At 63.5% G+C, this 15,075-nt stretch carries 13 protein-coding genes; 7 read left to right on the plus strand and 6 right to left on the minus strand.

The features are described from left to right. Positions 1 to 124 precede the first annotated feature (124 nt). The 3 genes from NKJ23_RS25285 to NKJ23_RS25295 all read left to right on the plus strand — a co-directional run bounded on the left by NKJ23_RS25285 (position 125) and on the right by NKJ23_RS25295 (position 4,090). Positions 125 to 1,558, plus strand: a complete 1,434-nt coding sequence (locus NKJ23_RS25285; RefSeq protein WP_352683130.1) for a glutamine synthetase family protein — start codon at positions 125 to 127, stop codon at positions 1,556 to 1,558. Between the two features lie 185 nt (positions 1,559 to 1,743). Continuing rightward, on the plus strand, positions 1,744 to 3,030 hold the full coding sequence (locus NKJ23_RS25290) for an NAD(P)/FAD-dependent oxidoreductase (RefSeq protein ID WP_352683132.1): 1,287 nt from the start codon (positions 1,744 to 1,746) through the stop codon (positions 3,028 to 3,030). A gap of 259 nt (positions 3,031 to 3,289) precedes the next feature. Next, positions 3,290 to 4,090: an SH3 domain-containing protein gene (locus NKJ23_RS25295; RefSeq protein ID WP_352683134.1), complete on the plus strand. Its 801-nt coding sequence runs from the start codon at positions 3,290 to 3,292 to the stop codon at positions 4,088 to 4,090. Positions 4,091 to 4,153: 63 nt separating this feature from the next. Here NKJ23_RS25295 and NKJ23_RS25300 read toward each other — a convergent pair whose 3' ends face one another. Further along, a complete protein-coding gene (locus NKJ23_RS25300; RefSeq protein ID WP_023677438.1) occupies positions 4,154 to 4,900 on the minus strand; it encodes an SDR family oxidoreductase in 747 nt (248 codons plus the stop codon). Between the two features lie 274 nt (positions 4,901 to 5,174). Between NKJ23_RS25300 and zwf the strand changes: the two genes are divergently transcribed. The 3 genes from zwf (at position 5,175) to edd (ending at position 9,242) form a co-directional block, all read left to right on the plus strand. Further along, a complete protein-coding gene (zwf, locus tag NKJ23_RS25305; protein ID WP_352683136.1) occupies positions 5,175 to 6,644 on the plus strand; it encodes a glucose-6-phosphate dehydrogenase in 1,470 nt (489 codons plus the stop codon). Continuing rightward, positions 6,626 to 7,345, plus strand: a complete 720-nt coding sequence (gene pgl / locus NKJ23_RS25310; protein WP_352683138.1) for a 6-phosphogluconolactonase — start codon at positions 6,626 to 6,628, stop codon at positions 7,343 to 7,345. Before zwf ends, pgl begins: the two co-directional genes overlap by 19 nt. Before the next feature lie 73 nt (positions 7,346 to 7,418). Continuing rightward, positions 7,419 to 9,242 carry a phosphogluconate dehydratase gene (edd, locus tag NKJ23_RS25315; protein ID WP_352683140.1) on the plus strand — a complete coding sequence of 608 codons (1,824 nt, stop codon included), beginning with the start codon at positions 7,419 to 7,421 and terminating at the stop codon, positions 9,240 to 9,242. Positions 9,243 to 9,390: 148 nt separating this feature from the next. Here the strand turns inward: edd and NKJ23_RS25320 are convergent, their stop codons facing one another. The 5 genes from NKJ23_RS25320 to NKJ23_RS25340 form a co-directional block, all read right to left on the minus strand. After that, positions 9,391 to 11,058 (minus strand): vWA domain-containing protein, encoded by a 1,668-nt coding sequence (locus NKJ23_RS25320; RefSeq protein ID WP_352683142.1) that lies wholly within the window; start codon positions 11,056 to 11,058, stop codon positions 9,391 to 9,393. Between the two features lie 112 nt (positions 11,059 to 11,170). Further along, positions 11,171 to 12,169: a GlxA family transcriptional regulator gene (locus NKJ23_RS25325; RefSeq protein ID WP_023677433.1), complete on the minus strand. Its 999-nt coding sequence runs from the start codon at positions 12,167 to 12,169 to the stop codon at positions 11,171 to 11,173. Between the two features lie 16 nt (positions 12,170 to 12,185). After that, positions 12,186 to 13,085: a bifunctional methylenetetrahydrofolate dehydrogenase/methenyltetrahydrofolate cyclohydrolase FolD gene (gene folD, locus NKJ23_RS25330; protein ID WP_352683143.1), complete on the minus strand. Its 900-nt coding sequence runs from the start codon at positions 13,083 to 13,085 to the stop codon at positions 12,186 to 12,188. Positions 13,086 to 13,122: 37 nt separating this feature from the next. Continuing rightward, a complete protein-coding gene (locus tag NKJ23_RS25335; RefSeq protein WP_023677431.1) occupies positions 13,123 to 13,257 on the minus strand; it encodes a hypothetical protein in 135 nt (44 codons plus the stop codon). A gap of 36 nt (positions 13,258 to 13,293) precedes the next feature. Then, positions 13,294 to 14,031, minus strand: coding sequence for a hypothetical protein (locus tag NKJ23_RS25340; RefSeq protein WP_352683145.1), 738 nt, complete (start codon positions 14,029 to 14,031; stop codon positions 13,294 to 13,296). A gap of 226 nt (positions 14,032 to 14,257) precedes the next feature. Here NKJ23_RS25340 and proC point away from each other — a divergent pair, with 226 nt between their 5' ends. Continuing rightward, entirely contained in the window at positions 14,258 to 15,073 is an 816-nt protein-coding gene (gene proC, locus NKJ23_RS25345) for a pyrroline-5-carboxylate reductase (protein ID WP_352683147.1), read from the plus strand. Positions 15,074 to 15,075 lie beyond the last annotated feature (2 nt).

The raw sequence follows: 15,075 nt of genomic DNA on the forward strand, positions 1-15,075 counted from the left end.
AGGAGGCTTTTATCCGGAAGTCGTTGTGTTCGCCCGGTTATAGAGGCGCACGCCAGCCGGCTCCCCTTCCCTTTCGTCGTCGGCAACGGCTATACTCCACAATCTGCAACAAATCTGGTGATTGATGCCGCCTGCAAAAAAGGAAGTCCGTCCGTCGAGCCGCGGAGGACGCGCCCGCACGCCTGCCTTCGTGAAAAACCAACGTGGCGTCAAGAACTGGAAGGAAGTCAGCGCCTGGCTGGAATGGCGCGGCATCGAAGATATCGAATGCATCACACCCGACCAGGCCGGGGTTGCGCGCGGCAAGATGATGCCATCGAAGAAGTTCACCTCCAACACCTCGCTGGCGCTGCCTTCGGCGGTGTTCATGACAACGATTTCCGGCGGCTATCCGGAGGACGGCAAGGGCTTCCACTATCCGGAGGACGACGGCGACCTCAAGCTGATGCCTGACCTCTCGACGCTGACGGTGGTGCCGTGGGAGGAGGACCCTACCGCGGCGGTTATCTGCGACCTCGTCCACCAGGACGGCCGCTCGGTCGAGTTCACGCCGCGCAACGTGCTGAAGCGCGTGCTTGCCGCCTATGACAAGCGTGGGCTGAGGCCGGTCGTGGCACCCGAGATCGAGTTCTACCTGGTGCGCAAGAACCCCGATCCGGACTATCCGCTGACCCCGCCAGTAGGTCGATCGGGACGGCCGATCGGCGGCGGCGCCGGCTATTCGATCGCCGGGGTTAACGAATTCGACGAATTGATCGACGACATCTACCATTTCTCCGAAAGCCAGGGCCTGGAGATCGACACGCTGATCCACGAGGAGGGCGCCGGCCAGCTCGAAATCAATCTGCGTCACGGCGATCCGATCGAGCTCGCAGACCAGGTGTTCATGTTCAAGCGAACCATCCGCGAGGCGGCGCTCAAGCACGAGATCTACGCCACGTTTATGGCCAAGCCGATCCAAGGGCAGCCCGGTTCGGCCATGCATATCCATCAGTCGATCATCGACAAGAAGACCGGCAAGAACGTTTTTTCGGCGGAGGACGGCTCGGAGACCGAGGCCTTCTTCCATTTCATCGGCGGCATGCAGAAACATGTGCCGAACGCGCTGGTGATGTTTGCGCCCTACGTCAATTCCTACCGGCGGCTGACGCAGTCGGCCTCGGCGCCGGTCAACAACAAATGGGGCTACGACAACCGCACCACGGCCTTCCGCGTGCCCCGCTCCGACCCGGCGGCGCGGCGCGTCGAAAACCGCATCCCCTCCTCCGACGCCAACCCCTATCTGGCGCTGGCGGCATCGCTTGCCTGCGGACTGATCGGCATGACCAACAAGATCAAGGCCGAGCCGCCGGTTCTGACGACCGCCAACGAGGACCAGATCGACCTGCCGCGCAGCCTGCTCGAAGCCGTCGACCTGTTCGAGGCTGACGAAGAACTCGGCGCGCTGCTCGGCAAGTCATTTGCCGCCACCTATGCGGCGATCAAGCGAGCGGAATTCGAGACCTTCATGGAAGTGATCAGCCCGTGGGAGAGGGAGTATTTGCTGCTGAATGTGTAGGGCGACTGCATCGAGTGAATGGTGAATGGTGAATGGTGAATGGTGAATGGTGAATGGTGAATGGTGAATGGTGAATGGTGAATGGTGAATGGTGAAATGAAAGACGCTTTCGCCGACGGCAAGGGGCCGCTTCGTTTTCTATTCACTATTCACCATTCACCATTTCACCGCATAACGGCGCGCCTATGATTTACCAATCCCCAATCTCCCCCGGCCGCTCCTGGTACGAAGACACGGCCGGGCCAAGGCCCGAATATCCGGCGCTCGACGGCGACCGGACATGCGATGTGGTGATTGTCGGCGGCGGCTTTACCGGTCTGTCGGCGGCGGCTCATCTCGCCAAGACAGGCGCGGATGTCGTGCTTATCGAAACGCATCGTTTCGGTGACGGCGCATCGGGCCGCAATGGTGGCCAGCTCGGCACCGGACAACGGGCCTGGGCAGAGGAACTGGAAGCGGAATACGGCTTTTCCCGCGCCAAGGCGCTGTTCGACCTTGCCGAAGAGGCCAAGGCGCATCTGCTCGACTTTGCCGCGATGCACCAGATCGAGATCGACTATATGCCCGGCCAGATGTCGGTGGCGCACAAGAAGCGCTATGTCGACGACTACAAGGCGCATGCCGAGATCATGGCAAACCGGTTCGGTTATCCGCACATCTCATTCATGGATGCCGCGGAGACTGCCGAGCGGCTGGGCTCGACGCATTATTTCGGCGGCACCCGCGACACCGGCACCGGCCATGTCCATCCGCTGAAGCTGGTGATCGGCACCGCGAAAGTCGCGGCAGAGGCCGGCGCAAAGCTTTTCGAGCAGACGCCGTCGACCGGCATCACCTCCGGCGGCGGCAAGGTCAGGATTGCGACGCCGAAGGGCACGATCACCGCCGCTAAATGCCTGATCGGGGTCAATGCCTATGGCGGCACGCTCGAACCGGTGAGTGCCGCACATATCATGCCGATCGGCTCGTTCATCGGCGCGACGGTACCGCTGGCAGCCGATTCCAAAGTGTTGCCGGGTGGCGAGGCGGTCGACGATTCGCGCTTCGTCGTGCGCTATTTCCGCAAATCGAAGGATGGGCGGCTGCTGTTTGGCGGGCGCGAGATCTATGCGGTCAACGATCCCAAGGACATCCACATCCACATCCGCCGGCAGATTGCCGAGATTTATCCGGCACTGAAGGACGTCGAGATCACCCATGGCTGGGGCGGCTACGTCGGCATCACCGTGCCGAGAAAGCCGTTCGTGCGCGAAGTGATGCCCAATGTGACCTCGATCGGCGGTTATTCCGGCCACGGCGTCATGCTGTCGAACTTTTTCGGCAAGCTTTATGCCGAGACGGTCGCCGGCAACCGCGACCGGCTGAAGCTGATCGAGGACCTGAAAATTCCACCCTTCCCCGGCGGCCGGCGTTTGCGCGCGCCACTGCTCTTTCTTGCGCTCAACTGGTACGCGTTGCGGGACAGGATCTAACCAGACGTTGCAGAATCCTTAACCAGGGCGCAGAATTCCCGCCAAGGGCGCAGTGATGCCACAATCGCGGGCGAAAGATGATGCTCGTGGGCAGATGAACGGGGAATTTTTGCGGGCCTGCCCGCTTTTGGTTTGGGACCGATGCCGATCGAAATGCCGGCTCTCCGGCATGGGTCGTAAGAACATCGGCCCGCAAATGGAGGTGGCAAGTGTGAGAGAGCCCTTCAGTTTCGGCGCGCCGGAACGACGGCGCCTTGCGATGCAATTCGGTTACGATATGCGGCCGACGTTCTGGCACGGGGTCCGGTCGAACGCGCATCTGGTGATAGCCGCGCTTGGCACGGCCGCACTGCTCGGCGTTGCCGCGGTGGCACTGTGGCTGGCATTGCCGGCAAATGAGCGACAAGCGGCCGCAAGTCCTGAGCAGATCGTTCCGACCATCCCGGTCAAGACGACGAAGATCATGCCTGCCAAGGTTGCTGCGGCGCCGCGGACGACGGGCAAGGCAGATGCGGTTTCCCCAGCGGTGGCCGCAGCGGAAGCCGAGATACCAGCGCTGGCTCCCAACGATCCGCGCTGGACAGGGCCAAAGACGGCATCGGCCGCCGCCACGGCAGCATCCGACCAGCTGGCAAGCCAGACCGAGCAGGCGACCGATAAATCGTCTGCTTCGGTGGCATTCGCCGACCCGGCAGCAAAACCCGACGCTGCGGCATTGTTTGCCAAGGTCGCGGCTCCCGGCAGCTCAACGAAAAACAGCGGGCCCGATGGCGCGCAGACCGCCGCCATCCCCACGCCCAAGCCGCAACTGCCGACGCAGACCGCGAGCGAAGACGACAACAGCACCAAGGCAAATTCCGGAAGAGCCAATACTGCCGGTACCGGACGCATCCTGAGATCCGTCACCATGCGCACCGGCCCAAAAAAGAATGCGGCCGCCATTCTCACCGTGCCGGCCAAGACGTCGGTGCAAGTGATGAGCTGCAAGCAATGGTGCCAGATCGTCTACAACGGCAAGCGCGGCTGGATTTACAAGAGCTACGTCAAAACCGGGGCGTAGGTCCGGCAGAGCGATTGCGGGTCGCTCGCCATCAGCCAGTCCTCCGTCGGAGGCCCCGGCCGTTCAAATACAACGTCCGCCGTCGACTTCCAGCGCCACGCCAGTGATGAAAGCCGCTTCGTCCGAAGCAAGCCAAAGCGCGGCATTGGCTATGTCGAGCGGCGTCGAAAGCCGGCCGAGCGGGATCGACGCGCGGAACTTCTCGCGGATCTCGGGTGTGTCGGCGCCCATGAATTTCGCGAGCATGCCGGTCTCGCCGGCAACTGGGCAGAGGCAGTTGACGCGGATGTTCTTCGGCGCGAGTTCCACCGCCATCGATTTGGTCGCGGTGATCGCCCAGCCCTTCGATGCATTGTACCAGGTGAGGCCAGGCCGCGGCCTGATACCGGCCGTGGAGGCCGTCGTCAGGATGACGCCACCGCCTTGCCGTTCCATGACCGGCACCACGGCAAGCGCTGCGTGGTAGATCGCCTTCATGTTGACTGATGTGATCAGGTCGAAGGTCGCTTCGTCGACTTCCAGCATGTCACCGTTGCGATGGGTGTAACCGGCATTGTTGACCATGATGTCGATGCGGCCGAAGGCGCTCATTGCGGCATGGACCATGTCGTCGAATTCGGACCGCAGCGAGACGTCGGTCTGGGTCCAGATCGCCTTTTCGCCGATCTCGCCGGCAACGCGCTCTGCGCCCTTGGCGTTCAGATCGGCGACGACTACGCGCGCGCCCTCCTCGGCAAAGCGCCTGGCCATGCCCTCGCCAAAGCCCGAGGCAGCGCCGGTGATGATGGCGACCTTGTTTTTGAGGCGCATGCTTTTCTCACTCATCGTTGAAGACGATCGAAAACGCGTTTGGCCAGGGCCATCGAAAGATGTGTGTCCATTGCCGATTTCTCCTTTGGCTTTCGCCTTGAACCCGCTCTATGCTGCACCTGCGAACGCTCCCGGAAGCATCGCTTGCCGACAAGCCTCCGGCCAGCGCCGGTGTCAAGAGCACACGCGGATGTGACGCAATGGCACTGGCAAGTCTAAATCGATTAGATTATATCAGCCGCGTTATCGCGACCGGCGTCAGAGCGGACAGACCATGACCAGCCAGATCATCCCCGTCGACCCTTTCGACTTCATCATTTTCGGCGGCACCGGCGATCTGTCGGAACGCAAGCTTCTGCCGTCGCTATACTACCGCCAGCGCGACCACCAGTTTTCCGAGCCGACGCGCATCATCGGCACATCGCGTTCGAAGATGACAGACGAGGAGTTCCAGTCTTTCGCCAGGCAGGCGATTGCCGACCACGTGAAGCCGGAAGATATCGACGCCACGGAACTGAAGACGTTCCTCGCACGGCTTTCCTATGTCCCGGCAGATGCAACCACAGGTGCCGGCTTCGACAGGCTGAAGAAGGCGATCGGCGACAGCGAACACATCCGCGCTTTCTATCTGGCTGTGGCGCCGGCGCTGTTCGGCGACATCTCGCACAAGCTGAAGGAGCACGGGCTGATCACGCCGAATTCGCGCATCGTGCTGGAAAAGCCGATCGGCCGCGATCTAGCTTCGGCGCGCGCGCTCAACGACCTGGTCGGCGACGACTTCCATGAAAGCCAGATTTTCCGCATCGATCACTATCTCGGCAAGGAGACGGTGCAGAATTTGATGGCGCTGCGCTTTGCCAACGCGCTCTACGAGCCGCTTTGGAATTCCGCCAACGTCGATCATGTGCAGATCACCGTGGCCGAGACGGTCGGCCTGGAAGACCGCGTCACCTATTACGACAAGGCCGGCGCATTGCGCGACATGGTGCAGAACCACATGCTGCAGCTGCTCTGCCTCGTCGCCATGGAGGCGCCGTCGTCGATGGACGCCGATGCCGTCCGTGACGAAAAGCTGAAGGTGCTGCGGGCGCTGAAACGCATCAATGGTAACGAAGCGCCCAAGCACACGGTGCGCGGGCAATACCGTGCCGGCGCCTCGGCCGGCGGGCCGGTGAAAGGCTATGTCGACGAGCTCGGCAAGAATAGCAACACCGAGACCTTCGTTGCGCTCAAGGCCGAGATCGGCAACTGGCGCTGGGCGGGCGTGCCGTTCTACCTCCGGACCGGCAAGCGGCTGGCGACCCGCGTTTCGGAGATCGTCATCGAATTCAAGCCAATCCCGCATTCGATCTTCGGCGACAGCGCCGGACCGATCTTCGCCAATCAGCTGGTGATCAGGCTGCAGCCCGACGAAGGCGTCAAGCAGTTCATCATGATCAAAGATCCCGGGCCGGGCGGCATGCGGCTGCGCCAGATTCCGCTCGACATGAGCTTCGCGCTATCGTTCGGCGCGCGCGCGCCCGATGCCTATGAGCGGCTGATCATGGATGTCATCCGTGGCAACCAGACGCTGTTCATGCGCCGCGACGAGGTCGAGGCGGCGTGGAAATGGATCGACCCGATCCAGAACGCCTGGGAGAACGCCAGGCAGGAAGCGCAAAGCTACACCGCCGGCACATGGGGGCCATCGGCCTCCATTGCGCTGATCGAACGCGACGGGCGGACATGGCACGAGAGCAATTGAGCGACGCCGCCGCCTATACGTGGCACGAATTTGCCGAACGCCAGCAGCTGGCGGCAGCACTTGCCGGCCACGTCGCCGGCCGCCTGTCAAAGGCAATCGCGGCGCGCGGCACGGCATTTCTCGCCGTCTCCGGGGGCACCACGCCGGCGAAATTCTTCACGGCGCTTTCCAACATTCCGATCGCCTGGGACAAGGTCAAGGTGACACTGGTCGACGAGCGCTTCGTGCCGCCCTCATCGCCGCGCTCCAATGCCGGCCTGGTTGCCGCCAACCTGCTACAGAACGCGGCCGCCGCCGCGAATTTCGTGCCGCTCTACCACGCCGCGGCAACGATCGAGGGTGCAGCGGTCTCCGACAGTGAGGCGCTGCAAGTGCTGCCCTGGCCACTCGACGTTGTTGTGCTCGGCATGGGAACTGATGGCCACACCGCCTCGTTCTTTCCGGATGCCGACAACCTGGCAAGATTGCTCGATCCGTCATCGCAAAGGATCGTGCTTCCGGTTCACGCGGCAAGTGCCGGCGAGCCACGGCTGACGCTGTCACTGGCGCGGATCATCAATGCCGCCTTCATCGCGCTGCACATCGAGGGCGCGGAAAAACGCACCGCATTCGAGGCCGCGCTTGGAGCTGGAGCACGAAAGCCCATTCGCGCCGTGCTCGATGCCACTCAAAAGCCCGTAGAGGTTTTCTGGGCACCCTGATCTCAACTTGGCTGCAGGTCCCGGCAACAGCCGGAAGGTGTTTGCGGGACCTCGCCTGAAAGGACCGACCGCCATGACCGCAAGACGCGATATCGAAGTCATCACCCAGCGCATCCGTGAGCGCTCAAAGCCCGGTCGCGAGGCCTATCTCGGCCGCATCGCCGAAGCCTCGAACCGCACCGCCAACCGGGCCGTGCTGTCCTGCGGCAACCTGGCCCATGGCTTTGCCGTCTGCAGCCCTTCCGAAAAGGTAGCGCTTGGCGGCGACCGGGTGCCGAATCTCGGCATTATCACCTCCTATAACGACATGCTGTCGGCACATCAGCCTTTCGAGACGTTTCCGGCGCTGATCAAGGACGCGGCGCGCGAGGCCGGCGGCATCGCCCAGGTGGCCGGCGGCGTGCCGGCGATGTGCGACGGCGTCACCCAGGGCCAGCCCGGAATGGAGCTGTCGCTGTTCTCGCGCGACGTGATCGCCATGGCCGCGGCAATCGGCCTGTCGCACAACATGTTCGATGCCGCCGTCTATCTCGGCGTTTGCGACAAGATCGTGCCCGGGCTGGTGATCGCGGCGCTGACCTTCGGTCATCTGCCTGCGGTCTTCATCCCGGCCGGGCCGATGACGACCGGCATTCCGAACGACGAAAAGGCCAAGATCCGCCAGCTCTATGCCGAGGGCAAGGCCGGGCGGGCCGAACTGCTCGAAGCGGAATCAAAATCCTATCACGGGCCGGGAACCTGCACTTTCTACGGTACCGCCAATTCCAACCAGATGCTGATGGAGATCATGGGCCTGCACACGCCTGGCGCTTCCTTCGTCAATCCCGGCACGCCGTTGCGCGACGCGCTGACCAGGGAAGCGACGAAGCGGGCGCTGGCGATCACCGCGCTCGGCAACGCCTACACGCCGGTCGGGCGGATGATCGACGAGCGCTCGATCGTCAACGGCATCGTCGGCCTGCACGCCACCGGCGGTTCGACCAACCACACCATCCACCTGATCGCCATGGCAGCGGCGGCCGGCATCGCCATTACCTGGCAGGATATTTCCGACATCTCGGAAGCCGTGCCGCTGCTGGCGCGAGTCTATCCGAACGGCCTTGCAGATGTGAACCACTTCCACGCCGCCGGCGGGCTCGGCTTCCTGATCCGCGAACTGCTCGACGCAGGCATCCTGCACGAGGATGTGCAGACGGTGTGGGGCGAAGGGCTGCGCCCCTACGCGGTCGAGGCCAGGCTCGGCGCCGACGGCGGCGTCGTGCGCGAGGCTTCGCCGCGCGAGAGCGGGGACGAGAAGGTGCTGGCGCCGTTCAAGAAGGCGTTCCAGCCGAGCGGCGGTCTGAAAGTGCTTTCGGGCAATCTCGGCCACGCCGTCATCAAGACATCGGCGGTCAAGCCGGAGCGGCGCGTCATCGAGGCGCCGGCCAAGGTGTTCGACAGCCAGCAAGGCCTGAACGAGGCGTTCAAGGCGGGGTCGCTGACCGACGACTTCATCGCCGTCATTCGGTTCCAGGGACCGAAGGCCAACGGCATGCCGGAATTGCACAGGCTGACCACCGTGCTCGGCATCCTGCAGGACCGCGGCCAGCATGTGGCGTTGGTCACCGACGGCCGCATGTCGGGCGCTTCAGGCAAGGTCCCAGCGGCGATCCACGTGACGCCGGAAGCGGCGGAGGACGGGCCTATCGCCAGGATCCATGACGGCGATATCATCAGGCTCGACGCCGAGGCCGGGACGCTGGAGGTACTGGTGCCAGCCGGCGATTTCGCACTGCGCCGCCCCGCGGACAGCGACCTCATAGGCAATGAATTCGGCTTCGGCCGCGAGCTTTTCGCCGGGTTCCGGCAGTTGGTGGGACGCGCCGACCATGGCGCCAGCGCCTTCGGTACGGCGTGACTTTTCGACCATGGAAGAGCGGCTGGTGGCCGCTCTCCAAAAGCGCGTGGCGTTCGATCGGCCTCACGCGACGCGCTTTTAGGATCTTGTTTTTATGCATGTCGTTATCGCAAAACCGCTGCACACTTTTGCGCGACATGCATTAGATCTACTGAACCGTCAGCTCGGCTCGCGCGCCGGCCCTGACCGTTACCGTGCCTTCCCTCGAGCTGTTGTCCGATTTCTCCGAAACCACCGCGTAGTCGCCGGCCGACAGAGTGGCTTGATACTTCTGGTCGTAGGCGTAGCCGACCGACTTGCGGGTTCCGTCGATGGCCTTCCTGGCCTCGAATATCTCGATCCTCGAGGCCCCTGGCGCGGTTATCGTCAGCACGCCGGCGTTCATCGCGATCTTCAGATCCTGATGGTCGCCAACCTTGACGCTGAACGGCTGCTCGGCCACCGCAAGGTCGACCGTCGCGACCATTACATAATCGTCGGGCGGCAGATAGAACTTGCTGTCCGGACCGTAGGCATAAGTCACCTCCTGCCTAGTTCCGTCGACGTTCTTTTTCGCCTGGAGCACTTTGAAGGCGACGCCCGAACCCTCGGCCTTGTCGCCGCCGGCAGCATAATAGGCGTTGGCGACGATACGCCCGACGCCGACGATGATGTCCTTGTCGATGACCCTGCCGGCGGCAAGCGGGATCGTCTCGATAACCATGCCCTGGCCGATCGTGACCGTCACCTTCTGGTCACCGGCCGGCAGCACGACTTTCGTGTCACCGTAATAGGTCGGCGGGGTGTCGACGCCGGGATAGCCGATTACGACAGCCGCGCCGTCATCAACGTCCGCTCCTTCGCTTGGCCGCGGGTGGATGACCAGCGTGCCGGCATTCAGGTTGAAGTGCGGTTTGGCGACCTGGCCAGGCTCTATCTTGATCTTCTGTTCGACCCTGGCCTCGCCGGCACGCGCGACGACGATATAGTCGCCCGGCTCCAGATTGCCCTTGTAGGTGCCATATTGGGTGGTGACGGGATCGCCGCGCATGCCGTCGGAATTCGCCTTGTAGATCTCCCAGGCATTGCCGTCGGTGACGGGATCGCCACCCTCGGCAAGCACGACGGTGGGCACGAAATTGGACTCCGCCGGCTGGGCGGGCGCCGGCTGGGGAGCAGGCTGCGGGGCGGGACTCGGTTCAGGGGCGGGTGGCGGAGGCGCAACGGTCTCGACGAGGGCGTCCTGCAATGCCTTTTCATCCGACGCTTCGATATATTTGCCGCCGGTATTGTCGGCGAGGCAACCGACCTGCTTGCCCTCGGCCGCCGTCAGGCCGAAGCCGACGACATTGACGGTGAAGTCGACGCCAGCAGCCTCCAGTTCCTTGCCGAGCGCACAGAGATCGCCGCTACATGTCTCGATGCCATCGGTGATGAGAACGACCGTCGCCTTGTCCTCGGTGTATTTCAATGCTTCCGCCGCTTGCTTGACCGCAGCGGTCAGCGGCGTCTTGCCCTGAAATTTCAAGCTGTCGGCCGCGGCTGAGATCGCACTTGCCGAGCCTGCCTGCGGTGGCACGATGAGTTCGATGTCGTCGCAACTGGCCTTCTCGCGATGGCCATAGGCCATGAAGCCTATTTCCTCCTCGGCCGGGACCGATTGCAGCACGTTCCGCAGCGATTGACGGGCGATTTCGAGCTTGGGCTTGCCGTCGATCTGCGCCCACATCGAGCCGGAGGCATCGAGAATGACGATGACGCGATCGGCGGCGAAGCCGAACCCCGTCGTCCACAGCAACAGGGCCGCCGCAGCGACGCTCTGCACAAATCCCGCCATCAAAAATCTCCCCCGTCAGTCGCCGCCGCTCGGCGCCGGAAAGCTATTTGACGCCGGGTCCCGACACAAGCCCGGACGGAGTACGAAGCTGCGTCGCCTCTCTACCAAACCCTTAATAGGCCGTGCGGCGTTCCTCGGAAGGCGGCCGGCCGAATTGCAGCCGGTAGCTCTGGGCAAAATAGGAATGCGAGGTGAACCCGGTGGCGATTGCCACGTCGAGGATCGGCATGTTGGTCTGGCGCAGCAATTCGCGCGCCCGCTCGAGCCTGAGCCGCATATAATAGCGCCCGGGCGTCACACTGAGATGGCGCAGGAACAGGCGCTCGACCTGGCGCACCGACAGGCCCGCCGACTTGGCGAGCTGCACCGCCGACAGCGGCTCGTCGAGATGGTCGGCCATCAGCTCGACGATGCGGCGCAGCTTCTCCGACTTGCCGGTCAGGTCGCGTTCCGGGCCGACGCGCTGGCGGTCCCCGGCCGAGCGGATGCGCTCATGCTGGAACTGGTTGGCGACGCCATTGGCGAGGCTCGAGCCGAAATCACCGCGCACGATCTCCAGCATCAGGTCGATCGATGTGGTGCCGCCGGCGCAGGTGTAGCGCTTGCGGTCGATCTCGAAGACGTTGCCGGTGCAGTTGATGTCCGGAAAGCGTTCGAGGAAGCCGGCGCGGTTTTCCCAATGGATGGTGCAGCGATAGCCATCGAGCTGGCCTGCTTCGGCAAGCAAATAGGAGCCGACCGAAAGCGCGCCGAGCGCATTGCCGCGCCGGCCCCAACTGCGCAGCGCTGCCAGCACCTTGCTCTTGCCGGGAAATTCCGTCGTCAGCCCGACCGAGACGAACAGGATATCGACCGGCGGCAGATCGGCAACCGCGTAGTCGATCTTGAGCGGCAGGCCGTTGGACGCCATGACGGCGTCGCCGTCGGCCGACACCGTAGTCCAGCCGTAGAAATCGCGGCCGAGCAGCCGGTTCGCCGACCGGAACGTGTCGATTGCCGCGGCCAGCGAGAACATGGAGAACTTGTCGACCAACAGAAACCCGAACTGCCGCCCGCCTTGAACGGGATCATTGGTGACCGGCCGTTCTAAGGGAACAGTGAGGTTCGGCAAGGACGCTGCTTTCTGGTCAGAAGGAAGGCCGTTTCAACCCGGCCGCGAGATAGGCGGAAGCTAGCGTGTTGGCCATCAGCATGGCAATGGTCATCGGCCCGACGCCGCCAGGCACCGGCGTGATGGCGCCGGCCGCCTTCGCTGCTTCGGCAAAGGCGACGTCGCCGACGAGGCGCGTCTTGCCTTCGCCCTTTTCAGGTGCGGCGACGCGGTTGATGCCGACATCGATGACGGTGGCGCCAGGCTTGACCCAGTCGCCGCGGACCATTTCAGACCGGCCGACGGCGGCGACCAGAATATCGGCGGTGCGGGCAAGCGCCGGCAGGTCCCTGGTCCGGCTGTGTGCGATGGTGACGGTGCAATTGGCGGCAAGCAGAAGATTGGCCATCGGTTTGCCGACGATGTTCGAACGCCCGACGACGACCGCATTGAGACCGGACAGATCCTTGCCGCGCACCCGTTCGATCAGCAGCATCGAGCCGGCCGGCGTGCAAGGCACGAAGGCGGTCTCGAGCTCGCCGGTGCCGAGCTTGCCGACATTGATGAAGTGGAAGCCGTCGACATCCTTCTCCGGCGCGATGGTCTGGATGATCTTGCCGGAATCGATATGGCCGGGAAGCGGAAGCTGCACGAGGATGCCGTTGATGGCCGGATCGGCGTTGAGCTGGCCGATGATCTTCAACAGGTCCGGCTCGGAGGTTTCGGCCGGCAGCGTGTGCTGAACCGAATGGAAGCCGCATTCCTTGGCGGTGCGGGATTTGGAGGCAACATAGACCTGGCTCGCCGGATCCTCGCCGACGATGACCACGGCGAGACCGGGCTGCCGTCCATCCTTTTCCGCCAGTTCGGCGGTCAGGGCCTTGACCCGCCGCACCACGTCTTCGGCGACGCTTTTTCCGTCAATCAACTCAGCCATGAACCACCCTCGACGCCTATCGCGTAAGCCTGCCGCGTTAAAACATCCATGCGGCGCGCTCCAGATATCTTTTATGCAGGCCGTTGCCCAGAACCATGCGCTGCGGGCGGACATGCAGCGCGGCATTTTCACGAAAATCGAGCCGGGCAATCCCGTCAATGCGCCGTCCCATGCCGTTAACTCGAAACCGGCATGTTTTATTCGACGCTCAGAAATAGCGGCGGCGCGCGCGGTTTTCGGTGAGCTCGCGAACGACCTCGCGGAATTCGCGCAGGCTGGCGCGGATTTCCTCGATCTGGCTTTGCTGATCGGCGGCTTCCGAGGCCTGATTTGCCTTCCTCGACCAGGCCTGAGTATGGGCCGAATGCGGCGGCGTGGGTTGCTGCGGATAAGGTGCCCGACCGGCATAGAGCGGCTGCGGGTGGAACGCAGGTCGCATCGCTGCGGTGGAATTTGTCGCGGCGGAAGTCTCACCGGACGCCATCTCCTCCGGCGCTCTGCCAGGCATGAGCCGGCTCAGCGCCGACAACACGGCACCGATCGGACCAGGACGTTTGGTACGCGCGACCTCGACCGGCTGAGCGGGAGGCGGCGCTGCCCGGTATACTGCGTGATCGGCGGAACCGGCATCGGGGCCGCCAAGGGAGCCAGCGGGGTCGAAAAACCCATCGGCAGCTGCAGCCTCTTCCATCAGTATGGTGCCGGCCTTTGGCTCATCAGGATCGGGCTGGCTTATGCCGGCGGCTGCCAACAGGATCGGACTGGCACGCGCTTCGCGGCGCGAGCGGGCAAGACGATGGCGTGTGGCGGCATCCTCGCGCCATGACGGGCCTGCGCGGTCCTCTAGCGAAACCAGCGATGCTTCGTCCTCGCCGCGCACCGCCTCGACGAGCGACAGCAAGGACTGCTCGTTCCTCCAGTGTTCACGATTTTTCCTATAAGCCATGGTTTCTGGAGCCTTCCCCTCGGGCTGGGACGTAGCGACCGCCACTGGTTAAGCGATGCTAAACAGGCATAGGAAATAAAAGGTTAATTTGGTCGCCGCGCGGCAGCGCGACTACATGCGCATCCCAACCGCAAGGTCGGGGTTTTCGCCTGATCACGGTCCCAACAGGGCTTCCCCGCCCTGCCGCGAACGTCTATGGGGAAGCCATCTCTATGGGAGGCTTTTGATGACGATCAGGCTTGTTCTCGCCGGTTGCGGCAATATGGGCTACGCCATGCTCTCGGGCTGGCTGAAAGCCGGCAAGCTCGCTCCGGCTGCGGTGTTCGTGGTCGAGCCCAATGCCGAGTTGCGCAAGCGTGCCGAAGCACTGGGCTGCGCTGCTGCCGCGGATGCCGGCGCCATCCCGGCGGACGCCGTGCCGACCGTCGTCGTCATTGCGGTGAAGCCGCAGGTGATCCGCGACGTGACGGCTGGTTACATCCGCTTCAACGATGGCCGGACCACCTTCCTTAGCATCGCCGCCGGAACGCCGGTGGCCACGTTTGAAGGTATTCTCGGCGACCGCGCGCCGATCGTGCGCTGCATGCCCAACACGCCGGCGGCGATCGGCAAGGGCATGATGGTGGTGTTTTCCAACAGGCTGGTTTCCGACGAGACTAAACGCTTCGTCGCCGACCTGCTTTCGGCGAGCGGGCACGTGGCCGATATCGACGACGAAGCCCTGATGGATGCGGTGACGGCGGTTTCCGGGTCGGGGCCGGCGTATATCTTCCATTTCATCGAAGCGCTGACCGTGGCCGCCGAGAAAGCCGGCCTGCCGACCGGGACTGCCAAGCTCTTGGCCATGCAGACGGTCTACGGCGCCGCATCGCTGGCCGCCGAAAGCGGCGAGGAGCCGGGCGTGCTCAGGCAGCAGGTGACCAGCCCCAACGGCACCACGGCTGCGGCCCTTGCAGTACTGATGGGCGAGGACCGGCTGACGCGCCTGCTCACCGAGGCGGTGGAAGCGGCGCGGCTGCGGTCTATCGAGCTGGGGAAGTAGGG

The organism is Mesorhizobium sp. M0184 (assembly GCF_040322215.1).
GTDB lineage: Bacteria > Pseudomonadota > Alphaproteobacteria > Rhizobiales > Rhizobiaceae > Mesorhizobium.